Consider the following 23505-nt stretch of genomic DNA (forward strand, 5'->3'; position numbering starts at 1 on the left):
GACCGGAGACGGGCTTGGACCCACCCATTCAAGATCGCGTGGGCGCTCATTTCCGCATCAGTGTTCTTCAAGGGCCTGCTCGCGATCGAAAGCCATCTCGGCCTGCCGGTCCAGGGATCCGACTATCCATTCCTGGAGCGTCACGCTGGAGTGCTCAGCGGCCTGGCGCCACCGCTCCAGCCGAATGTGATCTGCGGCCAGTCTGGGCAGGACAACCTTCTGCGATGCCTCTTGTTCGCCGTTCCGCGCCTCACGGATACTTTGGCGCAACCGGGTGCGCGACCAACCTTCGGCTTCCGCACGGCCGAGCCAGTAATCCTGTCGCTCATGTGGCATGGACGCGACCTCAGCATGATGTTGGAAGCTCAGGTTCGCTCGGCGCCGGTGGATCTCGATCTTCCGTGCCACCCAGGCGTAGTTGCGAATCGTCTGGTAGTCCAGACCGACCGCGTTGATACATTCCCGGTAACGATCTGCGTACCGGGTCTCGCCGTAATTGATCCAGTCACCTAAGCACCAGGAGGAGGACGAGGCGACTTCGGCTATCCGCCGACCGGCGTTCATCCACCGCTCCATAGTCAACCCCGGATCCATTTGGAGTCCCACTTGGGTGACCAATACCGCGCCTGAATCCCCTCGCTGGTTGCCCTTGGTTGCCAGCGCAAGAGGTGTTTCTGCCGAAACACCCATCTTGCTACCAGCGGAACCCTTCTCGGATCGCACCTCGGTCAGCCCTTCAGACATGAGAATCTCGCGTTTCACCTTGGCTTCTTCACACATGCCCGCAGCGGGCCCTCCTCGCGGACCGGACCAGCGCGACATATGGTGGAAGCGTCGAGTTGAAGCACAGAAAAGTAATCCGTTTGATGCTGTAGCTCAGCGCATCTCCGCCTTTCTGTCCCGCGATCCGCTCAGCCGAAGCGGATGTGCAGGAGCAGCCGGCGCTGACCACGCTTGAGCGAGAAATTCCGCGGACACATGTCCGGCCGTCCATTCCAGTGCCGGGCGGCAACCGGGTGGGAGCATCCTCGGTTGCAATTCAGGCCGGCGGCACCGGGAATGGCCATTGACGCGTCTCACGGGCGAGCGCGGGCCCGGCCGTCCCCCCGGAGGAGGTGGCGCTGAGCGCCATGACATGGTCGCGCCGGGAAGCCGGGCCAGCGAACTGCCCGCGTAGCGACGCTTGCCCAACTCCCTCGTTGGAGACGCCCGGTGGTGCTCCGGCCACGACGAAGCGGCGGCGTTGACGCTGATCTGTGACGCAATGATGTAGGGCTTCAGGTACCGCGGCAGATGCCGGATCCAGCTCCTGGCGATGCCGGCTACGGACCTTTCTACAGCCCAATGTTCGGCTTTCCTCAAGCTCACCTCCCCCGAGGTGATCCACCAGAGCCAGGGGGCTCCGACTCCGGTGGACACCCGCGTCCGGCAGACGATCCGCCGGGATGCGGCACTACTGTGTTGGTCGATCACCCAGACTTCACTACAGTGACGTCCTGCCGGAGTATAGATTTACAGGTACCGATAGCAACAGGGGCTCGCGAAATGTTGACCGCCGCCGCCGGACCCGGGGCATCTTCGGTCAGCCCGGCAACGGCTTCTGCGACGACGGCGCGGTAGCCGTGGCCTGGCCCGACGCAGAGATCTGCCCGACGGCATCGACATCGTGGAGCGCTTGATCGGCACCAGGCTGTCGCATCGCTGACAGCGAGGGGCAACGCTCGATGAGCGGCTGCCTACCTGGTCTCATCCCAAGGTCAACTGCTCAGCGTCGAGGGTTCCGGCCAACCTCGTCGGTGATCGCGTCTCGAGTGGTGTCGCGTTCCTTGTCGATCAGCAGCTCAACCAGGTGCGCGATCGCTTCAACTCCGTTGCTGCTCAGGTTGAGCATCCGGGTGGCCAGTTGCTCCACGTCAGCGCGCTGCATGGCGCGCTTCAGCTTCAGCATGCTGCGCAAGCGTTCCAGCTGCTGGTCGATGCGCTCGGCAGCGTCGTCATCGGCGGTGAAGTAGACGACCGGCACGCCGAAGAACTTCGCGAGTGCCTCAGCGTTCTGCAGGGTCGGATTGTCCCGTTCTCCCCTGATCAGATACCCGATGTACGACGGTGACAGACCAGTCCCGGCCGCCACCTCGGCGTTGGTGAAGCTGTCGCCACGTTCCGATTTGACCGTCTCCAGCAGGTACCGCAGCTTCTCCGCCAACGTGCGCGCCATCGGATCGGTTCCCCTCTCTCTGGAAGTCAGTATCACTGCGGCCATGCTGGTGGCGCCTCATCCCGAGGATCAATTGTTGGTGACAATCGGCATCGGCGGCAGGCATCACGTGTCGGCGCTCGGGAAGGAAAGCCCAACTCGATCTCGCAGCCAGGGGGCTGGGCAGGTGACACCGCGGTGCGCCACAACGAGATACGCCCTGAGTCGCTTACCCGACGGGAGCGAACTGCCTCCGCGTCATCTGCGGATCACGGACCGAGGTCGGGACGGGTATCCTCAGTGACCGATGTAGATGGCGATGCAGTCCACGTAAGAACGGGGGTCGACGTGGGCAAGCGAAGCATAATCCAGTGGCCGGGAGTGACCTCCTGGCCACCTCATCCTCAGCTCGCACAACGGCACATGTCCGGTGTCCGCCGCTGGTTCAAGCCGATGGCGGCGGGACCAGCCACGGAGCACCGCTTGCGGAGCCGTCGCTCGCCGGGGCGGAATCTCGGAGTCGACCGGGTGGTGGACGCCTCGGGTCGCACCTCACTCAGGCCGCAGTGGCCGGCTGTGATCGACCACGCGTCACCGTCGGAGCAGCGACCAAGGGCAACGCTGACAAGCACCCCGGTGCGATAGCGCCTGCCAGAGGCCATCCGGCGACGCCACGAGTAACTGAGCCGTTTCCCGACCGGACGCCACAGTTGCTCAAGCGGTTCTGGGGCCTGTTGACCTGCTCGCTCCACCCACCTCGCACGGCCGTCGATCCCCTTCCGGGTCCCGGCCTGCGCTCTTAACCCGGCGGCATGCGCGCCGGCGGCCTTCGCAGAGAACACGACACCAGGCTCTGTGTCGCCCGCCCGGCCGAGACGACGGTCCACGACGAGGAGTTGTAGGAGCCATGCGCCTGAAGGAAGTACGCCGCCGCTGCCGGAAAACCATCAGCAGGCTGGACATTCCGGAACCGTTCGACTTGCAGGAGCTCTGCCGCCGCATCGCGGCGAGCCGCGGGCGACCCATCGACCTGGTGCCAACGGTTATGCCGCTGCACGGCCCGACAGGCGTATGGATCGCGACCAGCGGACGCGACTACATCCTCTACGAGCAGAACACCGTGACCCTTCACCAGGAACACATCATCGTCCACGAACTCGGCCATCTTCTCGATGATCACGGAGGTACCGGCCTGCTGACCTCTGACATAGCGCGACTGTTGCTACCGGATCTCGATGGGCAAATGGTCAGCCGCGTCCTCGGCCGAACCGCATATTCCGACGAGCAGGAGCTCATAGCCGAGACGATTGCAACCATGATCTTGGAGGCGGTGAATCGGTGGAAACCGCTGTCCGAATGGGAAGCTCCGGCCAGCGGCGCCGGAGCGCGGCACCGAATTCACCTTACCGTCGAGCCCTCCACCGAGCGATGGCCACAGTGAGAGCTGCCATCTTCCTGCCCATGGCCGTCGGCTGCATGGCCTCCCTTGCCCTCCGGGTCGACAGCCTGCGGCGAGATCCACACAATCCGTTCCTCAGGTCCGTGTGCGTGGTGCTGGCGCTGACAACGACGGGGGCGATCGCCGGAATCCCAGCTGTCGCAACCCCACTGGAGACCTCGAGCGGAATAGTCGCGGTGTGGATCCTCGTCCCGGTCACAGCGGCCGGCGCCGCGGTCTGGTCAATGTTCTTGCTGTGGACGTACCCCTTGTCCCGGGCCGCCGGCAAAATACGCGCCGGCCTGGTCTTCTACGTGATCGCCATCGCCGTCATCATCGCGCTGACCGTCGAATCCCAGGGCAGCATCACTGCTGAGGAGATCATCCGCAACGAGGAGGAGCCCGAGTCGTTGTGGGCTGTCACTCCGTACGTCCGAGACGCTTATCTGATTTACACCGCCGTCACGGGTTTCATATGGGCTAATGCTGCCGTCAGCTCAGTACTCCTCGTTCGTCTCGTCGATCGACGCTGGCTACGGCGGGGGCTCTGGACGCTGTTCAGCGCCTACGTTCTTTTCTTCCTGCACGCCGCATCAGTGGCTGGCTACTTCATCAGTGTGCGAGTGGGGAGTGACATACCCGTACTGCGAGACGCCGGCCTGATTTGCGCCGGTCTCGCCGGCATCCTCAGCACAGCCGGGGTTGTACTACCAACCCTCGGCCCTCGCTGGGACCGCCTGTTGTGGTATCGACGCCTCGAGCCGCTGTGGTCAGCCATTTACGAAACCGTGCCCCACGTGGCCCTGGAAAGGCCGGGCACGACGAGGCTTGATGGTTGGAATCCCTGGGGGTCCGACTTCCGCGTTTACCGCCGGGTCATTGAGATCCGCGACGGAATCCTCGCGCTACGCGCCCACTTCGATCGCGAGGTGGGCGCCCTTGCCAGGCACCTCGGGCATGCAGCCGGCCAGACCGGGTCCGAACTCGACGCGACCGTCATGGCTGCCCAGCTGACAGCAGCGATCCGCGACAAACAGAACGGGCTTTCCCCTCATCGACAGGACATCACCGAAAATCCGCCGCGCTCAGGAGGTCACGACCTCGACTCAGAAATCGACCTCCTCCTCCCGCTCACCAAGGCGTTTTCCACATCGCAGATCGTCAGGACGGCAACAGCAGCCAGGCCCCGGCTGGGAGGGCCGGCATTGATGGCCGTCAACGATGAGGAAGACCAAGAAGCCGATGGCGCTGTGCCGGCCAGGTGAGCATCCCAGCGCCGTGCCGATCGACGTCCGGCCTGAGGTGTGAGTGGAGGGCGGGTCCCGGCCGCGACGATCTTCGATGTGTCCGACCCGCCGCGGCCGGTGAACCTTGGCCATAGTCGCTATGCTGTCCGGGTGGAGATTTCGCCGGTTCCCGAGCGTGAGTCCTTTCCCCACGATGATGGCGTGCCTACTGATGACGAGCGACAGAGCACTGTGGACACGCTGCAACATGCCGCCGGCGCGGGCCGGTTGACGTTGGCGGAGTTCACGGACCGGGTCGATGTCGCCTTGGCCGCCGAAACCCGCACGGAGATGCGGCAGGCGTTGCAAGGACTCCCCAAGGAATCGCCGATTGTCGGGGCCACCGCTTCGCCGCCGGCGTTCAGCCTTTTTGGCAACGTCCGAGCACGAGGCCGTTGGCGGCTTCACAGGCGCAATCGCGCGATCACCATCTTCGGTGACATCCAGTTCGACCTGAGAGACAGCGTCTGCAGTGAATCCGAGGTCTGGATCGAGGGACGGACCCTCTTCGGTAACGTCGAGGTCATCGTCCCGGAGGGCATCGAGGCGGAGCTGACGGGGTTCACGATCTTTGGTGACCGCCGGCTTGAGCTGGCTGCAGTGCCACGCAGCCCGCAGACGCCCACGGTCCACGTGCACGGTATGACGGTGTTCGGAGACCTGCGCATTCGCAGCCTCGCTCCGGGAGAGTCAGGTTCCGCCTGGCGCCGGATGTTGGACCGGTGGCGCGGCGCCCCACCATCGGCTAAACAACTGCCGCACCGTCCGCCCTCACCGGGCTCTGCCAAGAGTTCCGACTAGTTTTCGTCGCCGCCGCCATCACGGCGAGATCATCCAGCGTGATCCGCGTCGGCATCTGCGCACCCACGGCGCCCGCACGCGGAGACTTGACCAAAGCGCCGCAGGAGATCACCGTCGAGCCATAGGTTCGAGTGTTCCGCAGTCACACCGTGGTTCAGGACGTCTTGGTGCAGGAGCTGAAGGTCGCCGGCATCGTCCGGGTCATGGGTAGCGGCGCCGGACCAGCCCAGCGACCGGTCGAGCGTCACTGTCCCCCTGCGAGGGCCGCGTCGCTCTACTCTTCGCGACGGTCGAGTCGTCCGCGAATGACGATGGTGAACCTGAAAGCACTGGACAGCCCCGGCCCAGAGAAACGGCGGAGCGCCATCGGAGCACCACGGTCCCCTAAGCCGGGAAGCCTGCCACCGAATATGGGGCCGCAAAAGGCCGCCACCGGCGTTTCCGCTGGTGACGGCCTGGACAATGCTGTGCGCCCGAAGGGACTCGAACCCCTAACCTTCTGATCCGTAGTCAGATGCTCTATCCATTGAGCTACGGGCGCCCGGTGCTTTGCCAGCATACACACCGGCTCTGCACGCGGAGACTCCGGGATTCGAACCCGGGAGGGGCTATAAAACCCCAACCGCATTAGCAGTGCGGCGCCATAGACCGGACTAGGCGAAGTCTCCCCGGCAGCCCGTGAAGGCCGCCGACAGTTGAGGATACCGGACCGGCTCGGCACGACACAAAGGGGTTGCCATCCTGCGCCCGGCGGGCGGGTCGCAGGCGTCTCCAACAGGTGAAATGTCGTGACTGCGGCTAGGCTGCTGCGGCATGGAGGAGATCCCGCCCACCGAGCCCCGCAAGGATTCGCGCGCCCGTGCACCGCGCGCTCCGTTCAATGCGCCCGGTGAGACGCCGCCGGGCGGGTCACCCGAGGGAAGTACGCCGCGCCGGCCCCCGAAACCCGCGCCGCCGGTCACCTTCCAGCCTCCCAGTGCGGAAGGTCACCCGGAGGAGGGTGGGGCTTCGACCGAGGCTCGCCCTTCCCGCCGTACGGGCGTGAGGCGCCCCACAGACCCGGCCGGCCCTACGCCCGCCGAGCCCGCCGCGGCCGTCCCTCCCCGCAAAACCCCACCGCGCAAGCAGCGAGCCCAGAAGTCCACCGCAGCCGACGCGACCACACCGCCGGCAAAGGCAGCCGAGGCGACCACACCGCCGGCAAAGGCAGCCGAGGCGACGACAGCGCCGGCAAAGGCAGCACCACCGGCCAAGAAGACCGCCCCAGCCAAAAAGGCCAGCCCCGAGCCCCAGCCGACCGGCCGGCCAGACCAGCCCACCCCGGCCGAGGACGTGGCACCGGCAGCTCAAGCGACACCGACGAGCCGAGCGCGCCCGGCAAGGAAAGCCCCGCGCCCGACCCGCGCCACCCCACCAAGCACCAACACGCCGACCAGCCAGGCGGACCAGGCCCCGCCGGCTGCCTCGGCGAGCCCGGAAACGATGCCCAGCTCCGCGCGCCAAGCCACCCCAGCGCGTCAAGCCACGCCGGCTGGCCCGACGAGCCCGGCAACGATGCCCAGCCCAGCGGGCCCGGCAACCCCTGCGGGCCGGACCACGCCGGGTCGCCCGGCCAGTCCGGCGAGTCCGGCGAGTCCGGCGAAGAAAGCAGCCACAGCGAGCTCGGCCAGCCCTGAGGATCAGGCGGATTCGAGAGTTCAGGCTCCCGCGGCAAGCCGGGCCACACCTCCGACACAGGGCGTTCAGGCGGAAAGCGTCGCTCCGGCGGTAGCGACGCCTGCCCCGAGCAGCCGGAAGACTGATCAAGGGTCGAGGCCGCCAGTCGAGTCGTCCTCGCCCACCGCCCTGGAGAGGAACAAGGAGTCGAGTGCGGAGACGGCTACCGCGACGCCCTCGACCAGTGCGACATCCCCGGCGAGCATGGGCCCCGCGATAAGCACGGCGGCCGAACCCGCTGAACCAGCCCAAGTAGCCAAGCCAAGCGAAGCGGCCAACCCAGCCGAAGCAGCCCAGCCGACCGAAGCGGCAGAAGGGGCTGAAGTAGCCGTGGGAACGTCGGGGAACGTCGACACCGCTGTTCCGGGGGCCGATGGGCTCATTCCGGACCGGTGGGCCAAGCTCATCTCGGACCCGGCGCATGCCCCCGAGTTGCTCGCTCTGGCGGCCGTCGAGACGATCGGGCCGCGCGCTCGGGAATGGGCCGCCGCCACCAGCGCCGCCTATCCCACGGCTACTCCGCAGGCACTCGGCCGGCTGGCGGCCCGGCAGTTCGGGCGTTTCGGTGCTGTTGCCAGCGTCTTCGGGGCGGTCGCCGGGTCGTACGCCGCTCTGGCCCTTGTGGCCACCCGGGCGCTGACCGATGCCGAGCTGATCCTGCACCTTGCGGCGGCCCATGGGATCGACCCGACGGACCCGCGGCGCGCGATCGACCTGCTGGTGATCACCCGGGTGCATGAGACGGCGGCCGAGGCGGAGGCGGCTCTGGCTGCCGTGCGCGGTGACCTTCCGGCCGACGGCAGCGGCGATGCTCTCTGGCGGCTGGGCCGCATGATCGCGCCTCAGGTCGTGGCCTGGACGGCACTTCGGTCTCTCAACCGCGCCTATCCCGGCGCGAGTCTGCTGGCGGCCGTTCTCACCAGTGCCACCGCGGCTCAGGGCACCGCGGCCCGCGCCACGACCTATTACCGGAACAGTTGAATCCGTCGGCCGGTCCCGGACCCGGGACCGGCATCGCGGACCCGTTCGTCATGGCACCGACGAGGTTCGCGGAAGCGCTGTCGGTGTTGACGCGAGCAATTCAGGCGTGTTCGGGACGTCTGCCGAGCGAGGCACGCGGTCGGAGCGAGGCACATAGCTCGGAGGGCTGGCAAGGGACGCGCGAGAACTAGACCCAGTTGAGCCAGGAGTCGGGCAGCGCGGTGTAGCCGACGAAGGCGACCACGTCGAGCAGCGTGTGCGCCACGATCAAGGGCATCACCCGCTTGTAGCGCAGGAAGAACAGCGCGAACACCACGCCCATCACCGCATTGCCGACGAAGGCACCGAAGCCCTGGTAGAGGTGGTAGGACCCGCGTAGCAGCGCCGAGCAGGCGATGATCGCGACGGTCGACATCCCCCACTGGCGCAGGCGGGTCATCAGGTAGCCGACGACGATCACTTCTTCGAGCACGGCGTTCTTGACCGCGGCCAGGATGAGCACCGGCACCGCCCACCAGACCGGCTGCAGGGCGGCCGGCACGATGTCCGCGTTGATGCCGAGCAGCTTGGCCACGTACACCAGAAGCAGCCCGGGAATCCCGATGCCCGCGGCCAGCAACGCACCCCAGCCCCAGTCGAAGCCGGGGCGATCGGCCGACAGGCCGAGCTCGCGCCGCGGCGAGATGCGATCACGCAGCAGCAGATAGAGCACCAGCACGACCGGCATCAGATCGAAAGCGATGCCCAGCAGCTGGTAGGTGAGGTCGAGGTAGGGCCGCGGCGAGCGGGACGCGTTGAGGACCGCCGCCTGCTGCGACAGCGGCTGGTCGGCCGTCAGCTTGGCGATGATCGAGACCACCGAATAGATCGCACTCTGCCCGAGCGACAACAGCAGCACGATGACGATCTCGGCGGTGAGGATCGGCCGGGTGGCCTGCTGGCGCTCTAAAGTCACGCGCCAACTCTAAGGCGGTCACCCGGTTGAGGCTGCAGCCGTGAATCTAAACGGACTTATCGGGGCAAGCGTCACGGGATGAATTGAGATGAGTCGCACGGCCCGTGCGTCGCCTATCCGACTCTGCTGAGCACCCTGAAGACATGGGAGACCTCGGACGCATGCTCAAGGAGAGCTGGAGCCTCGTCGAGGAGCATCAGGACAAGGTGGCCGGCTATTTCTACGCCCGCATGTTCCTGTCCCACCCGGATCTGCGAGACCTCTTCCCGGTGCACATGGACGTGCAGCGCGCGCGGCTGCTCAACGCGATCGTGACGGCCGTGCAGACTCTCGAGGACCCGGAGAAGTTCGAGGAGTGGCTGCGCGCGCTCGGCCGGGACCACCGCAAGTTCCACGTGGAACCAGAACACTACGAGGTCGTGGGGGGCGCCTTGATCGAGGCGATGCGGACCTACGCCGGCGAGCAGTGGAGTGTCGAGTACGACCAGGCCTGGGCGGACGCCTACGCGAAGATCGCCTCGGTGATGCTGAAGGGCGCGGAGGCCGACACCAATCCGCCCTACTGGTATGCCGAGGTGGTCGGGCACGAACGGCGGGCCAGCGACATCGCGGTGTTCACGGTGCAGCCGATGCAGCCGCTGGACTTCCGCGCCGGACAGTACGTCAGCATCGAGTGCCCCCGAATACAGCCGCGACTGTGGCGCACCTATTCGATCGCGAACGCGCCGCGGCGGGACAACACCCTCGAGTTCCACGTGCGGTCGGTCGGCGCCGGCTGGGTATCCAGTGCCCTCGTACGCCGTCTGGAGGTCGGCGACATGGTCCGGGTGGCCTCGCCGATGGGCACCATGAACCTCGACCGGCGCTCCACCCGGGACACCGTCTTCGTCGCCGGTGGCACCGGTCTGGCGCCGATCAAGTCACTGCTCGAGGAGCTCACCCGATACAACCGCACCCGCTGGGTGCACGTCTTCTTCGGCGCCCGCACCCGCGAGGACCTCTACGACCTGGCCGAGCTGAACCGGCTGGCCGCGCGGTACCCGTGGCTGTCGGTGGTCACGGCGTGCAGCGACGACCCCACCTATCCGGGTGAGCAGGGCAACATCTCGGACGTGGTCGCCCGGTACGGCCCGTGGAGTGAGCACGACTTCTTCGTCTCGGGGTCGGGCCCGATGGTCAAGGACACCCTCAAGACCCTGGCCGAGCTGCAGGTGCCGTCGATCCGCGTGAAGTACGACAGCTTCTCGGACTTCTAGTACAGCCAGGGCCGCCCGCTCTGCCGGTAGTCCGGGACGAGGCTGGACTCGGCGTTCATCCGGTCGACGTAGAGCCGGCCCTCCAGGTGGTCGATCTCGTGCGCCACCAGCCGGGCCAAGGCGCGCTCGAACGTCGTGATCACCCGCGTGCCGTCGTACCGGGCGTGCTCGACCGCGAGGCTGAGCGGCCGTTGCACCAGCCCGCGGTAGTCGAAGAACGACAGACAGCCCTCGTACTGCTCGTCGCGTCGCCCCGACTCGCGGACCACTCGCGGGTTGATGAGCACCTGCGGCTGGGCCCCCGGGTCGGCCGAGCGCACCACGGCGACCGCGACCGACCGGCCGATCTGCGGCGCTGACAACCCCACTCCCTTGGTGAAGTCGTGCACCTGCTCCAACCGGGTCAGCGCCGCGTGCAGCGCCGCCACGACCTCGCGGGCCTCGGCTTCCTCCCGCGGCAGCTGGAAGTGCCGGGCCCGCTGCCGCAGCAACTCGGAACCGCGCTGCACGATCCCGATGCCGCGCATCTGGCCCGACGCCCGGGGCTGGCCGTTGCCGTTCACCGGTGGCGCGAGCGACGGGAAGGGCGGAGCCCCGATGCCCCGGAACCGCCACTCCAACCGGTAGCGCGCGTTCAGCTGCGGTGTGTCGGTCGACCACTCGAAGACCGCCCGGCCGTCGTCGTCGTGCCGCTCCATCGGGGTGCGCACCGGCACCTCGGCCGCGAGCGACGTCTCGACCCCCCAGACCTGCGGGTCGAACGAGGCCGGGAAGTCGAGCCGGACGGTGAGCCGGCGGGTGGGCAGCCGGACCGCGCGCTGGAACCACTGGCCCCACTTCTCCACGCCGACCGTGTATTCGTACTCGATGGTGGTCCGCTCGCCCGGATAGAGCGCGAACTGGCCGCCGTCGTTCGCGAACAGCAGCCAGACCTCCTTGGACGCGTCCCGGTCGAGCTTGATCCGCCAGTCCATCGGCTCGACCGCGTCACCCTCGCCGGCGCACGCGGTGAACGTCATCTCCTCGAAGCTCAGCGGGTGCTCACGATGGTGCAGGTTGGAGCCGGTCGGGTCGTTCGGGTAGCGGTCGACGGCGATCTTCACGAGGTAGCGGGTCACGGGCTCGGAGCCGGCGTTGTAGAGAGCTCGGCTCACCCGGCAGCGATAGGAACCGTCGGCATACCGCAGCTCGGCGACCTCACGCTCCACGATCAGTCCGGTGCCGGGCGGCAGCCACTGCACGGGTACGGGGGGATCGCGGTGCAGGGCCGTGCTGCGCGCATGCCGCAGTTCGTCGTACTCCTGGAAGCGCTGCCAGATCACCCCGCCCGCACCGAGGACGGCCTCGGCGCGGCGCGCGAAGTCCTCGGTGGGCTTGTGCCGTCGTCCCTCGACATGACTGACGTACGAGGGATCGAATCCCATACGCGCGGCGAGCTGCTTCTTGCTCATGCCGCGTTCGACCCGCCAGTGCGCCAGCGCTGTCACGAATTGGTCAGCGGCCCGCTCGACGGGCGAGGTGGTCATCATCGATGTCCCCTTCGCGACGAGAATTTCAGTGTCGCCGCCGCTCGTGTCCGGTTGGTGCTAGTAGCGAGTACACGACAGATACCTTGACGAACCAGGCAACGCTCGCGCTGTGGGTCAGGTAACCCTTGCGGAGGGTATTCGTCCGAAAGTTCTGCTTGGTTAGCCTACCCTTAGAGGTGTACGGTGGGTCGTCGTCACGGCGGCGTTTCGACCACCGTGAAACCGTTCTATTCGGCGAGGTGAATGCGGTGACCCAGCTCACGACGGCACCGCAGGGTGGATACGTCCAGTGACCACTGCCCTCGACCGCGCAGCGACACGCACCGTCACCTCGCCCCAGCCGCTGGGCCCGGTCACGGCGACCCTGCGAGCGATGTTCGGCACCAGCACCGAGCTCCCCGGCGTCGCCCCCGACCTCCTCGTCCACGACCAGGCCGGCTGGCTCCCCGCCCGCGCCCTGACCGGCGACCACCTGGACACCCTCCTCGACTCGGCCGGCCGCCGCTGGAACGCCCAGCCCCACGCCGCGGCCGCCCTGGCGTGGAAGGCCTACACGTACTGGCTGGCGCTTCCGGCCGTGCTCGGCTGGGCCTCGGCCCGCCGCGTCCCGCTGCTCACCGCCGACGACGTCCTCGTGCACTTCACCGATCCGCGCCCGCTGGTCACCCTGGGCCTGCGCGCCGACATCCCGGTCGCGGTCCTGCCCGGCGACCCGATCGCGCTGGCCGGCCACTCCCAGGTCCGCGTCGTCGCCGACGAGGCCGCACTGCTGGCCGAGCTGCGCCGTTCCCTGCTCGACGACCACCTGACCCCGCTGCTCGACGCCATCCACGACCGCGTACGCCTGGGCAAGCGCACCCTGCTGGGCTCCCTGTCCTCCGGAGTGGCCTACGGCGTCCTGCGCTCGGCCGACGTCCTGCCCGGCCCCTCCGCCGCAACGATCGCCCAGCTGCTGGGCGCCCTCGACGTCGACGACCTGATCGAGCTGGTCCCCGGCCCCACCGGCAAACTCGACGTCCAGCGCAAGACCTGCTGCCTGGCCTTCACCCTCCCCCAGCCCAAGGTCTGCCAGGGCTGCTGCATCAAGTCCTGAAACGCGGTTCAGCCGGGTGCATCCCGCCACGGCAGCGGGTGCGGGATGCGACGCCACCACCACTCGCCGCTCGTTAGAGCTCCGGTCGCGGTGGCCAGGGCCCGCCCGGCATCATCGTCGGTCAGCCCGACGATGCGCGCGTCGACCGCGGCCAGGGCCCCGACGGCCTCGTCCCGGACGGCGTCCGGCAGCGTCCCGACGACGGCCTCCAGGTCGTCGCGAACCTGAAGGTCCTCGCGGTAGTACTCGGCGGGATACCAGCCGTCCGGTGGCCAGCCCCGGGCAAGCCGGCTCGCCATCCCTTCCCAGGCGCCGAGCCACATGACGAAGTCCCGCACGGCCGGATCTCCGAGCCAGGGCTGAAATCGCTCGTCCAGCCGATCACGAGCCGGCGTCGGCATGCGATATTCGGGATCACCTCAGGAATCGCCGCCACGGGCAGGTCCGGAAGGGCGGCCAGGGAATGCTCGACGGCATCGATCCGGAACGCGGCGGGGCTGTCAGCATCCTGATAAATCCGAGCCCGCGTACGGATACCGTCGGGACCGACCAGATAGAAGGCGCTGGGCGGTGCGGGCAGTGCCTGATAGGCCACGACCGTACGCAGCCGCCCGGCGAGCCAGCCCGCAGCGACCGGCTCACGGCTCATACGTCCCGTCGTGGACGGCCTTGGCTTTTGCCACCGCTTCAGGGTTGGCGGTGAAACGTGGATTCCTGCACCCGCCACCAGCGCCGCCTGGGCGAGCCCTCCGAGGGTGGCCCGTGCGGCCGCGACTTAGCCATGGCGAGCGCCGTCCCGACGTCCGGAAGCAGAAATCGTCACCGTATCGACAACTGTCGACTCCCAGGAGTCGCGGAAGGAAAACCCTTCCCGCCGTACGGTCTCCGGCCGACCGATCGATGCCGATCATCAGTCGGCGGTGACAAACTCTCGCCCAGGCGGCGGGAGGAGCAGGCGATGGGGTTGGGAGCGACTGCCCTCGTGGTGTCGTTGATCGGGGCGACCGCCACATTTGTCGTCGGGCTGCTCAACTATCGGCGGCAGGGACAGACCATCGCGCTGCAGCAGGAATATCAGGTGCGGCAGGTCGAGCTGCTTTATTCGGCGCAGGTCGCCGATCGGTTCAACCGGGCCGTGGCCCACCTCGGCAGCGACAATCTGCACCTGCGGCTGGGCGGCATCTACGCCCTGGAGTGGATCGCCCGGGATTCGCCCGAGCACCGGCAATATGTCGCGGCCACGCTGGCTGCCTTCATCCGTACGTCGTTGCCGACCGACAAGATCGGTGTCGGCGGGGCCGTGCCGATTTTGCGGCTCCACAAGGCGGATGCCCAGGCTGCGCTCACCGTCGTCTGCCGCTCTCCCGTGGCTGACGCGGGACCAGTCGATTTGTCGCGCACTGATCTGCGGAGGGCCTACCTCCGCGACGCCCTTCTGGAGGGCGCTGATCTGTATGCGTCCCGGCTGGAGGGTTCCGACCTGCGCGGAGCACGCCTGGTCGGGAGCAGCCTCAAGGAGGCGAACGTCGGCCGGGTCGATTCCGGCAATCCGGCCTTCCGCAAAGGCACCGATCTGCGGGGGGCCGACCTGACCGGGGCGGAATTCGGCCGTCTCTACAACGCGGATCAAGCAGTCACCGACGCGACGACCCGGGGCTGGCCCTAGGCGTCGTGGAAGGGCGACGGCTCGGCCGGGATCTGCTGGGACATCAGGCAGAACTCGTTGCCCTCCGGATCTTGCAGGACGATCCAGGAGCCGCTGGCCGTGATTGTTGAGGGTCGCGCGCCCAGGGTGAGGAGGCGGTCGAGCTCGTCGGACTGGGTGCGGTCGGTGGGGCAGATGTCGAAGTGCAGGCGGTTCTTGGCCGGCTTGGGCTCGGGGACCCGGATGAAGAGGATGTCGGGGCTGGTGGTGGCGCCGCGGATGGCTACGCCGGTCTCGTCGCGGGCGAAGATGCGGTAGTTCAGCGCTTCGCTCCAGAAGGCGGCCATCAGCTCCGGATCCGCACAGTCGATGACCATGTCCCCGATCCGGCTCGCCATTCCGGGAAGCCTAAGGCGTCATGCCACGAGGGGTGGCATGACGCCGTCGGAACGGTCAGCCGATGTCGGGGCCGGTGAGCACCGCGGTGGGGTCGTCGACCAGGGGGCGGACGTCCCAGACCCAGGCGCCGCCGGTCCACGTCGGCTGGAAGCCCAGCAGGCCGGTCATGGCGCGCAGCATTTCGATGTCCCGCACCTGGGGGGTCAGGACCACAGCGCCGGCTTTCCAGTAGCGCAGGTCGGCCAGGGTCATCTCGCGGCGGGTGTCGTTGATCTCGGGGATCGGGTTGCCCTGGCGGATCGAGGCCATCAGGCCGCTGGTCGGGCGCCACGGCGGTGAGAACAGCGCCGTGCGGTCGCTCGGGTTCAGCGGGTTCTGGTTGGGGAGCAGGGCGTACGCGCCGGCGATGCGCATGTCCTGGCCGGTGGTGGCCGTCCAGCGCAGCGGGTCGGGGTAGCTCGAGTCGGGCAGCGGCAGCGTGACGACGGTGTGGTTGTCGTCGACGAACTGCTTCCAGGCGCCGGACGTCACGAACTCGGGGACCGGCGCCATCGGCGCGGTCTTCAACTGCACCGGTACGAGCGGGACGAGCGCCATGGCGATCGCCGTGATCATGGCGACGCGGACCGGCCCGCGGGCGGCCGGCTGCGAGCGCACCAGGTCGATGGCCCGCTGGACGCCCAGCGCGAGCAGGATGCCGACGACCGGCGCGATGGCCATCGCCCAGCGGGTCGGCACCGCCGAGTTGAGCACCGGAACACTGTGCAGAACCGCCCAGATGCCGGGGATGCCGGTGTTGATGCCGTTGAGGAAAATTCGCGGTCCGAGTGACATCGCCGCGAAGAGCAGGGCCAGCGACCCGAGCGCGAGAACCGTCACCGAGCGGCGCATCCAGACCAGCAGCCCGACGAAGAGAATCACCAGACCCCAGCCGAAGAATGCGTTCTCCTCGGCCGGGTTTTGCGCGAGCCGCTCGGCGGTCATCGTATTGCCGGCGACCGAGTGGCTCGAATACGCGGTGAACGAGGCGAGGTCGGCGCCGAAGTTCCGGACGAACTGCGGCAGGCCGTGATAGCTCTGCGGGCCGAAGAACTGCACCGACAGCGGGTAGGCCAGCACGGCCAGTGTCACGATGCCGGCGACGGCCAGGCCCTGGAGGAAACGCCGGGCCTCACCGCGGTGGGCCCTACGCCGCGCGACGGCCATGACCAGGCAGAACACGCCCAGCCCGACCGCGGTCATGAAGAGGACCTCGAGATTGATGAACGCCTGCCAGATCAGCAGGGCGGCCATGATCAGCCCGTTGCGGACGGCCCGGCCGGGCTGACGCAGCCGCAGCGTGCGCCAGATGATCAGCGGGACCAGGAATTGCGAGACGATGTTGGGGTGACCACCGGCGTGCGACACCATGCTCGGCGCGAAGGTGCAGAAGAGCGCACCGATCCAGGCCGCGAGTCGCGACGATACGAACTGGCGGGAGAGCACGAAATACCACGAGATACCGGTGAGTGCCAACGCCAGAGTGAGAAATACGTTGAATGACACATGGGGGCCGAAGAGCAGAGTGACCGGCGTCATCGGCAGCGATATGGCCAGCACCGAGGTGTTGGCCATCATGTTCACCCCATCGGGGTAATTCATGCGATCGGAGAAGAACGGATATGCGCCATCGGTGAGCACGCGAGCACCATGCGCCAGCATCCACTCAAAGAAAGCCTGATCCTGTGGATCGTCTCGCAACTGCTGATCGAGATTGAGCCACAACGGCGCGGTGAGGTAGAGCGCGACAACGACGAACGTCACTGCCGCCAGGACGTCGCGCCAGTCCGGCCGGCGCCTCCACCACCGCGTTGACGGCTTCCCGACCTGCTCAGGGGCGGCCTCGACGTCGGGTATGACGGTCGTCGGAGCGGTCGTCGTGGTGTCTGTCCCGAGCGCTATCAGCTCGGCCTCGAGATCCTCGGCCTCGGTCACTTGACCGGGCGGCAGCACGTTCCCGCCGGCCGACTGGCCTGTCGAGTCAATACCCGTAATCGTCATAGCGAGGGCGAGCTTAACCGAGGTTGGTAACAGCGCAGTGACGAGCGGCCCATGCGTGATCGACCCGATATGAACGGTGTATTAGGGCCCCGCAAGAGAAGCAACCCGCCCGGGTACCCGTCGTACTATGTCTCAATCAGGCAAATAAAGAGGGCCCGGCACCGCCTCAACTTTCGGTTGGGCAGCAGAGATGGTTAACTCTTCCGGTCCCGCTGTCAGCTCGGATCGGCAAGACGAGGGAACCTTACATATGGCAGACATCACTGGAGACCAGCGGATCCAGTCCGAAGTGCTCGAGGGCCTCGCCATGGCCGTGAACCACCGCCGGTGGTTCGTCGAGCTCGCTCTTCCGTACCTCGGGGACAACCCGATCGAGGTCGGCAGCGGCCTCGGCGATTACGCGATCGAGTGGGCGGAACACCTTCCGCGGTTCACGGCGACCGAAGCCGACCCGGACCGGCTCGTGCTGCTCAAGGAGCGCATGGCCGACTACCCGAACATCGACGTGCGGCAGATGCTGCTCCCGTCGCCCGACGCCAACGGTGAGTACAGCGCCGCGGTGTCGTACAACGTGCTCGAGCACATCGAGGACCACGTCGGCGCGCTGCGGAGCATGGCCGACCTGGTGCGCCCGGGCGGTCGAGTGATCATCATCGTGCCGGCGTTCATGTTCGCGATGAGCAACGTCGACATCGCGACCGGCCACATCCGGCGCTACACGAAGAAGACGATGCGCGCCGCGATGGAGGGCGCCGGTCTGCAGATCGAGAAGATGCATTACGCGAACGCGCTCGGCCTGATCGGCTACTACGGCGCGACCAGCATCTTCAAGCTCGCCCCGAAGGAGGGCCCGATGGTCAAGGTGTACGACTCGATCGTGCTGCCGGTGACCAAGGCCGCCGAGAGCATCGTGAAGCCGCCGTTCGGCCAGTCGGTCTTCGTCGTGGCGCGCACGCCGGCCGCCTGACCCAGACAGCAGAAAGGGCCGCCGGGTGATCCGGCGGCCCTTTTTTCGTCCGGCAGTCAGCCCTTGACCTGGAAGGTCGGCCGGATCGTGGCCCGGGCCAGCGTGTGGAACGCCAGGTTGAAGCCGACGTAGGCGGGCGACGCCTCCGGCGGGACCTCGAGCTTGTCGACGTCGATCGCGTGCACCGCGAAGACGTAGCGGTGCGGGCGGTCGCCGGGCGGCGGCGCGGACCCGCCGTAGTTGCTCTCGCCGTAGTCGTTGCGCACGCAGAACGCGTCAGCCGGCAGCGGGTCGACGCCGCGCGGCAGCTCGGTCGTGCCGACCGGCAGGTTGACCAGCACCCAGTGCCAGAACCCGCTGCCGGTGGGTGCGTCGGGATCGAAGCACGTCACCACGAAGCCGCGTGTCTCGTCGGGGAAACCCGACCACGCGAGCTGCGGCGACAGGTTCTTACCGCCCACGCTGGTGTGGGCGAACAACTCGTCGAGCGGCCGGCCGTCGGTCACGTCCGTGCTGGTCACCGTGAAGGACGGGACCGGGGGCAGGAGATCGTACGGATCCGGGGCGACGGCGCGTTCGAGACTCATCGTGATGTCCTCCGGCGGGAAACGGACCTTCTCCGCACGAAGAGTAGTCCGTTCCCGTATCGCCCGCCTTTCGCTCGGGTGACGTGCGCTGTCACCCGATCGGGCGGACGCACAGCCGGTGCGTATACCAACGCGGCGGCCGGGTGATGATTCTGTCCGACATCCGACCGGGTGCGCGTGGCCGAGATCCCCGTGCCTGGTGGTGATAGGTCGCTGAGGACGCGACAAGCGACCGGCAAGTCGGCACCCGCCTCGAGGCGGGTGCCGACTGCTGTCCGGGCAGAACGCAGTAGCGGTCCAAGGATTCCGGCCATATCGGTCGCCGCGGGTGAGACGATCGACGGATGAGGGCGCCTTTGCCTCCCGACGAGGTGGGCCGGCTCGCGGCCCTGCACGACGCTCAGGTGCTCGACACCGGGCCGGAGGAGGATTTCGACGACATCGCCCTGCTCGCCTCGCAGATCTGCGGGACGCCGGTGGGTCTGGTGAGCCTCGTCGACCGCGACCGCCAGTGGCTCAAGGCCAAGGTCGGCACCGAGCTCGACGGGGTGCCGCGCGACCTTTCCTTCTGCGCGCACACGATCATGTCGCACGACCTGCTCGAGGTACCGGACTCGGCCGCCGACGCCCGGTTCGCCGACAACCCGGGGGCCCAGTCGCTGGGCATCCGGTTCTACGCCGCGGCGCCGGTGGTGCTCGACGCGACGTACGCGGTCGGCACAGTCTGTGTCATCGACCACGAGCCGCGGGTGCTCACCGCCGCGCAGAGGCGGGCCCTGCGCAGCCTGGCCCGGCACGCGTCGGTGCAGCTGGAGCTGCGGCGCTATGCCCGGCACGCGGCGGAGATCGCCGACCAGATGCGCCAGGTCGACCGGATGAAGGACTCGTTCCTGGCCACGGTCAGCCACGAGCTGCGGACGCCGCTGTCGACCATCCGCGGCTATCTGGAGATGCTGCTCGAGGACGACTTCGACGCCGAGACCTCGCGCCGGTTCCTGTCGGTCATGTCCCGCAATTCCGACCGGCTGCTCCGGCTCATCGACGAGCTGCTGATGGTGGCCAAGATGACCGACAACCGGATTCAGCTCGACGTGGCCGAGGTCGACCTGGCCGACCTGGCCCACCAGGCGGTCGCGGCGTGCCGGGGACTGGCCGACCTTCGCGGGGTCAAGCTGAGCGACCGCACCCTGCGCCCGGCGCCGGCCCGGGGCGACGCCAAGCGGCTGGCCCAGGTGCTCAACCACCTGCTGGTCAACGCGATCAAGTTCACCCACCCGGACGGTGAGATCACGGTCGACTCGACCGCCGAGGGCGAGCCGGAGCTGATCATCACCGACAACGGGGTGGGCATCGCGGCCGAGGAACTGCCGCATGTCTTCGACCGGTTCTATCGGTGCGCCGCGGCCGAGGTGATGGCGGCCCAGGGGCCGGGGCTCGGCCTGGCCATCGTCAAGTCGATCGTCGACGCCCACCACGGCAGCGTGCACCTGGAGAGCGAGCCCGGCCGGGGTACGAGCGTGCGGCTGACCCTGCCGCGCTGAGAGAGCGCGGCAGGGTCGATCCGCTATCGGGCGAGCCGGGCGACCCGGAGGCCGCCGTACACCTTGCGGTAGACCACACCCGTACGGTGGTTTCCCGCGTCGATCATCATGCCGCGGCCCATGTAGATGCCCACGTGCCCGGGACCGACGACCAGGTCGCCGGGACGGGCCTGCGACCGCGAGACCGACCGGGACCGGGCGGCCTGCGCTCCGGACGAGTGCGGCAGCCGGATGCCGGCCATCGCGTACGCCCGCTTGGTGAACCCGGAGCAGTCGAAACCACCCGGACCCAGGCCACCGGTGACATACCGCTTGCCGACCTGCGAGCGGGCGAACGCGATGACCGCGGTCATCCCGTTGCCCAGCGGCATGACCCGCTGGCCGCGCTTGACGGTCGCGTGCTTGACGGCGACCGACCGCCGGTGGCGCGGTGCGACCCGGTCGTACGTCCGGTCCGAGCTCCGGTCGTCCATGCGGTCCGAGCTCCGGTCGTCCGTCCGGTCCCAGCTCCGGTCGTACGTCGAGGTGTCCGTCTGCGGGCTCCCGGTGGCGATCGCAGCGGTTCGCTGCGCCTCCCGGAGGGCGCGCAGCTTGGCCTTGCGGATCTGCAAGGCCCGGCGGGCGGCCAGCTCGCGAGCGGTCTTCTCAGCCGCGGCGAGCAGGGCCTCGTTGCCGTCCACGACCTCGCCGGGCAGGACGTCGTCCAGCTCGGCCGGGTCGCCCCGCAACTGGTCGCGTACCTCGACCGCGGCCAGCGTCTCGACGGTGCGCAACGCCTCCCGCTCGTCGACGACGGCCAGTTCCACGGCTGCCCGCAGGGCTTGGCCGCCGTCCGGGAGGGCGAACGGATTGGTCAGGGCCCGGGCCGCGGGAGCGGCGTGACGGGCCAGGGAGAAGCGCCGGGGGGCGGCGCGGGAAGCAGGCTCGGCTGTGGTGCTGCGCTCCTCGATCCTCAGATTCTCGGCGGTATCGGGACCGACCGGGTTGGCAGGGGGCACGGCCTCGGCAACGTGCTCGACAGGGTCTAGAGCCGGTGAGATGACGGCCAGCGCGATAGCGCCGGCGGTGAGTGCCCGGCTCGGGGACGGACAGTGCAGTGTTGCCTCCGACATCGGTCCGGGGCACTCGCGCGAATCCCTTCGACGTGGCAATAGCGTGCGCCACGCCGTCGCCGCCCTATGACGGACAGCAATGGGAACCCGGACTACTCGTTAATTCCGTCGACCATGCCAACACAGAACAGGAATGTTTCGGGGCCGAAATCGCACAATCACCCTCGCCCATCGGCAGAAAGAATGCGATTCACGCACTCGATCGGTGATCGTGGATCTCGAAATATGCCTGGGATCAGGACAACGACACCCGGACGCCCGCACTGTGTGGCGACTTGTGCAGCTGGAAGGCTGCCAGCCGGATCCCCTTCGGCACGTCGAACGGGACCACGCCGTGCCGGGTCGCGCCCGGCGGGATCTCGTCGAGAAGCGACGGATCCTGGTCGTTCATCAGCACTGCGGCCTGTTCGGCCACCCTATGGGAACGGCCGTGCTCGTCGACCGCGCGCTGGGCGCCCGGATCGAGCAGGCGAGGCTCCTTCCCGGTGTTCTGCACAGTCATCGTGACCAGGCAGAACTCACCTTCGGCGGGGAGCGGGAGGTCGGCCGGGCCAACCTCCGTCACCCCGCACTCGGTCTTGCTGATGGAAATCGCGAGAGTTCCCTCGGAGGCCGTGACCGCCGCCTGAGCCGGGACAGCATCCCGCGTCACCGCGGCGATGTCGCCGGCCGTGGCGGTGAGCGTCGGCGGGACCCGAGATTCAGCCGGTGTCCGGTACGCGAAATATGTCCCTACCCCGGCCAGCAGCAGCACAAACGCTCCACCCGCAACCCACGGCACTTTCCCGCGCCGGGGTGTTCGCGGGGCCGGCGCTCGAGGCGCAGCCCGCGCGGGACGCAGCGGCGTATTGGTCACGAGACCTCCCGGTGTTGCCCGGCCGATCGCTCGGCCGGAGTCACACCATGCTGGGCAGTCCGCCGACGCAAACCGTGTCGCCGCGCCGCAAAAAAGCGGACAAAGTCGCAGTAACCTCCTTTTTATTCACTCCAAAGCGTGAGTTTGAATCACGGAGTCAGGAGAATTTTGCCCAGATGGTCGCTCGACTCCATCAGTTTGTGCGCCTCGGCCGCGTCGGCCAGCGGCATCGTGGTCTCGATGATCGGCCGGATCGCCCCGGCCTCGATCAGCGGCCAGACCGCGCGGGTCACCCCGGCGACGATCCGCGCCTTGTCGGCCGGTGGTCGGGCCCGCAGGCTGGTCGACGAGACGGATCCGCGCTTGGCCATCAGCGCGCCCAGGTCGAGCTCAGCCTGGCGGCCGCCCTGCATGCCGATCACCGAGAGCCGGCCGTCCGGGGCGAGCGCCTCGATGTTGCGGCTCAGGTATTTCGCCCCGACGATGTCGAGGATCACGTCGGCCCCCCGGCCGTTGAAGTCGCGGGTGGCCGCCACGAAGTCGTCGGTGGTGTAGTCGATCACCAGGTCGGCCCCCAGACGGCGCAGGACGTCGTGCTTGCTCGCCCGGGCGGTTGTGACCACCGAGGCCCCGAGGGCGTGGCCGAGCTGGATCGCGAACGTGCCGATCCCGCTGCCCCCGCCGTGCACCAGCAGCGTCTGCCCCTTGCGGAGACGGTCCCGGTCGACCACGTTCGACCACACTGTGCAGGCGACCTCGGGCAGCGCGGCCGTCTCGGTCAGCGAGAGCCCGGCCGGCACCGGCAGCAGCTGCCCGGCCGGCACCGCGACCCGCTCGGCGTAACCACCGCCGGCGAGCAGCGCGCCGACCCGCTCACCGACGTGCCGGCCGGTCACCCCCGGGCCGACCGCACTGATCACCCCGGCGCACTCGAGACCCGGATAGGGCGAGGAGCCGGGCGGTGGCGGATAGTGGCCCTGACGCTGGGCGACGTCGGCCCGGTTGACCCCCGCGGCGGTGACGTCGACGACGACCTCGCCCGCCCCGGCCTCGGGGTCGGGCACCTCACGCGGAACCAGCTGCTTGTCCTCGATCACGATCGCTTGCAT

20 protein-coding genes and 2 tRNA genes are annotated in these 23505 nt (G+C 68.0%); 9 read left to right on the top strand and 13 right to left on the bottom strand.

What is annotated here, in order from left to right; translation table 11 throughout:
* Positions 1-57: 57 nt before the first annotated feature.
* Together NAG42_RS19125 and NAG42_RS19130 are read right to left on the bottom strand one after the other, a co-directional pair.
* Positions 58-762 (bottom strand): LmbU family transcriptional regulator, encoded by a 705-nt coding sequence (locus NAG42_RS19125; RefSeq protein WP_250031727.1) that lies wholly within the window; start codon positions 760-762, stop codon positions 58-60.
* Between the two features lie 1003 nt (positions 763-1765).
* Positions 1766-2215: a helix-turn-helix domain-containing protein gene (locus tag NAG42_RS19130; protein ID WP_250031728.1), complete on the bottom strand. Its 450-nt coding sequence runs from the start codon at positions 2213-2215 to the stop codon at positions 1766-1768.
* 886 nt (positions 2216-3101) lie between these two features.
* Here NAG42_RS19130 and NAG42_RS19135 point away from each other — a divergent pair.
* From NAG42_RS19135 to NAG42_RS19145, 3 genes are all read left to right on the top strand, one after another.
* Positions 3102-3635: a hypothetical protein gene (locus tag NAG42_RS19135; RefSeq protein WP_250031729.1), complete on the top strand. Its 534-nt coding sequence runs from the start codon at positions 3102-3104 to the stop codon at positions 3633-3635.
* Positions 3632-4897, top strand: coding sequence for an MAB_1171c family putative transporter (locus NAG42_RS19140; protein ID WP_250031730.1), 1266 nt, complete (start codon positions 3632-3634; stop codon positions 4895-4897). Before NAG42_RS19135 ends, NAG42_RS19140 begins: the two co-directional genes overlap by 4 nt.
* Before the next feature lie 132 nt (positions 4898-5029).
* A complete protein-coding gene (locus NAG42_RS19145) occupies positions 5030-5719 on the top strand; it encodes a DUF1707 SHOCT-like domain-containing protein (protein WP_250031731.1) in 690 nt (229 codons plus the stop codon).
* 468 nt (positions 5720-6187) lie between these two features.
* Here the strand turns inward: NAG42_RS19145 and NAG42_RS19150 are convergent.
* Together NAG42_RS19150 and NAG42_RS19155 are read right to left on the bottom strand one after the other, a co-directional pair.
* A tRNA-Arg gene (locus NAG42_RS19150) sits at positions 6188-6260 on the bottom strand.
* 36 nt (positions 6261-6296) lie between these two features.
* Positions 6297-6387, bottom strand: a tRNA-Ser gene (locus NAG42_RS19155).
* Positions 6388-7765: 1378 nt separating this feature from the next.
* Between NAG42_RS19155 and NAG42_RS19160 the strand changes: the two genes are divergently transcribed.
* Positions 7766-8416: a hypothetical protein gene (locus tag NAG42_RS19160; protein WP_250031732.1), complete on the top strand. Its 651-nt coding sequence runs from the start codon at positions 7766-7768 to the stop codon at positions 8414-8416.
* A 187-nt stretch (positions 8417-8603) separates the two neighbouring features.
* Here NAG42_RS19160 and NAG42_RS19165 read toward each other — a convergent pair whose 3' ends face one another.
* Positions 8604-9371 (bottom strand): CPBP family intramembrane glutamic endopeptidase, encoded by a 768-nt coding sequence (locus NAG42_RS19165; RefSeq protein ID WP_250031733.1) that lies wholly within the window; start codon positions 9369-9371, stop codon positions 8604-8606.
* Positions 9372-9514: 143 nt separating this feature from the next.
* Between NAG42_RS19165 and NAG42_RS19170 the strand changes: the two genes are divergently transcribed.
* On the top strand, positions 9515-10627 hold the full coding sequence (locus tag NAG42_RS19170) for a globin domain-containing protein (RefSeq protein ID WP_250031734.1): 1113 nt from the start codon (positions 9515-9517) through the stop codon (positions 10625-10627).
* On the opposite strand, the gene NAG42_RS19175 is transcribed toward NAG42_RS19170, so the two are convergent.
* The gene (locus tag NAG42_RS19175; protein ID WP_250031735.1) at positions 10624-12153 is read right to left on the bottom strand and encodes a peptide deformylase; all 1530 of its coding nucleotides are present in this window, start codon (positions 12151-12153) and stop codon (positions 10624-10626) included. The two genes, NAG42_RS19170 and NAG42_RS19175, sit on opposite strands and share 4 nt — an antisense overlap.
* A 376-nt stretch (positions 12154-12529) precedes the next feature.
* On the opposite strand from NAG42_RS19175, the gene NAG42_RS19180 reads away from it, so the two are divergent.
* Positions 12530-13249, top strand: coding sequence for an IucA/IucC family C-terminal-domain containing protein (locus NAG42_RS19180; RefSeq protein ID WP_250032129.1), 720 nt, complete (start codon positions 12530-12532; stop codon positions 13247-13249).
* A gap of 8 nt (positions 13250-13257) precedes the next feature.
* On the opposite strand, the gene NAG42_RS19185 is transcribed toward NAG42_RS19180, so the two are convergent.
* A complete protein-coding gene (locus tag NAG42_RS19185) occupies positions 13258-13587 on the bottom strand; it encodes a hypothetical protein (RefSeq protein WP_250031736.1) in 330 nt (109 codons plus the stop codon).
* Positions 13588-14207: 620 nt separating this feature from the next.
* Here NAG42_RS19185 and NAG42_RS19190 point away from each other — a divergent pair.
* Positions 14208-14915, top strand: a complete 708-nt coding sequence (locus NAG42_RS19190) for a pentapeptide repeat-containing protein (RefSeq protein WP_250031737.1) — start codon at positions 14208-14210, stop codon at positions 14913-14915.
* On the opposite strand, the gene NAG42_RS19195 is transcribed toward NAG42_RS19190, so the two are convergent.
* Positions 14912-15292, bottom strand: a complete 381-nt coding sequence (locus tag NAG42_RS19195; RefSeq protein WP_250031738.1) for a VOC family protein — start codon at positions 15290-15292, stop codon at positions 14912-14914. The genes NAG42_RS19190 and NAG42_RS19195 overlap by 4 nt on opposite strands.
* A 55-nt stretch (positions 15293-15347) precedes the next feature.
* Positions 15348-17333, bottom strand: a complete 1986-nt coding sequence (locus NAG42_RS19200) for a DUF6311 domain-containing protein (protein WP_250031739.1) — start codon at positions 17331-17333, stop codon at positions 15348-15350.
* Positions 17334-17583: 250 nt separating this feature from the next.
* On the opposite strand from NAG42_RS19200, the gene NAG42_RS19205 reads away from it, so the two are divergent.
* Entirely contained in the window at positions 17584-18300 is a 717-nt protein-coding gene (locus NAG42_RS19205; protein ID WP_250031740.1) for a class I SAM-dependent methyltransferase, read from the top strand.
* Between the two features lie 56 nt (positions 18301-18356).
* Here the strand turns inward: NAG42_RS19205 and NAG42_RS19210 are convergent, their stop codons facing one another.
* Positions 18357-18887 (bottom strand): YbhB/YbcL family Raf kinase inhibitor-like protein, encoded by a 531-nt coding sequence (locus NAG42_RS19210; protein ID WP_250031741.1) that lies wholly within the window; start codon positions 18885-18887, stop codon positions 18357-18359.
* A 344-nt stretch (positions 18888-19231) separates the two neighbouring features.
* Here NAG42_RS19210 and NAG42_RS19215 point away from each other — a divergent pair, with 344 nt between their 5' ends.
* Positions 19232-20428, top strand: a complete 1197-nt coding sequence (locus NAG42_RS19215; RefSeq protein ID WP_250031742.1) for a GAF domain-containing sensor histidine kinase — start codon at positions 19232-19234, stop codon at positions 20426-20428.
* Positions 20429-20451: 23 nt separating this feature from the next.
* On the opposite strand, the gene NAG42_RS44925 is transcribed toward NAG42_RS19215, so the two are convergent.
* From NAG42_RS44925 to NAG42_RS19230, 3 genes are all read right to left on the bottom strand, one after another.
* Positions 20452-21426, bottom strand: a complete 975-nt coding sequence (locus tag NAG42_RS44925) for a C40 family peptidase (protein ID WP_250031743.1) — start codon at positions 21424-21426, stop codon at positions 20452-20454.
* Positions 21427-21775: 349 nt separating this feature from the next.
* Positions 21776-22294, bottom strand: a complete 519-nt coding sequence (locus NAG42_RS19225; protein WP_250031744.1) for a DUF4352 domain-containing protein — start codon at positions 22292-22294, stop codon at positions 21776-21778.
* A gap of 251 nt (positions 22295-22545) precedes the next feature.
* Positions 22546-23505 carry an NAD(P)H-quinone oxidoreductase gene (locus NAG42_RS19230; protein WP_250031745.1) on the bottom strand — a complete coding sequence of 320 codons (960 nt, stop codon included), beginning with the start codon at positions 23503-23505 and terminating at the stop codon, positions 22546-22548.

This window comes from Paractinoplanes maris, assembly GCF_023544465.1.
Classification (GTDB): Bacteria; Actinomycetota; Actinomycetes; order Mycobacteriales; family Micromonosporaceae; genus Actinoplanes; species Actinoplanes maris.

Bases quoted from the DNA above. Each gene is read 5' to 3' on its own strand.
- NAG42_RS19130 (WP_250031728.1), bottom strand. From the start codon at position 2,215: ATGGCGCGCACGTTGGCGGAGAAGCTGCGGTACCTGCTGGAGACGGTC.
- NAG42_RS19135 (WP_250031729.1), top strand. From the start codon at position 3,102: ATGCGCCTGAAGGAAGTACGCCGCCGCTGCCGGAAAACCATCAGCAGG.
- NAG42_RS19170 (WP_250031734.1), top strand. From the start codon at position 9,515: ATGGGAGACCTCGGACGCATGCTCAAGGAGAGCTGGAGCCTCGTCGAG.
- NAG42_RS19175 (WP_250031735.1), bottom strand. From the start codon at position 12,153: ATGACCACCTCGCCCGTCGAGCGGGCCGCTGACCAATTCGTGACAGCG.
- NAG42_RS19180 (WP_250032129.1), top strand. From the start codon at position 12,530: ATGTTCGGCACCAGCACCGAGCTCCCCGGCGTCGCCCCCGACCTCCTC.
- NAG42_RS19190 (WP_250031737.1), top strand. From the start codon at position 14,208: ATGGGGTTGGGAGCGACTGCCCTCGTGGTGTCGTTGATCGGGGCGACC.
- NAG42_RS19195 (WP_250031738.1), bottom strand. From the start codon at position 15,292: ATGGCGAGCCGGATCGGGGACATGGTCATCGACTGTGCGGATCCGGAG.
- NAG42_RS19200 (WP_250031739.1), bottom strand. From the start codon at position 17,333: ATGACGATTACGGGTATTGACTCGACAGGCCAGTCGGCCGGCGGGAAC.
- NAG42_RS19205 (WP_250031740.1), top strand. From the start codon at position 17,584: ATGGCAGACATCACTGGAGACCAGCGGATCCAGTCCGAAGTGCTCGAG.
- NAG42_RS19210 (WP_250031741.1), bottom strand. From the start codon at position 18,887: ATGAGTCTCGAACGCGCCGTCGCCCCGGATCCGTACGATCTCCTGCCC.
- NAG42_RS19215 (WP_250031742.1), top strand. From the start codon at position 19,232: ATGAGGGCGCCTTTGCCTCCCGACGAGGTGGGCCGGCTCGCGGCCCTG.
- NAG42_RS19230 (WP_250031745.1), bottom strand. From the start codon at position 23,505: ATGCAAGCGATCGTGATCGAGGACAAGCAGCTGGTTCCGCGTGAGGTG.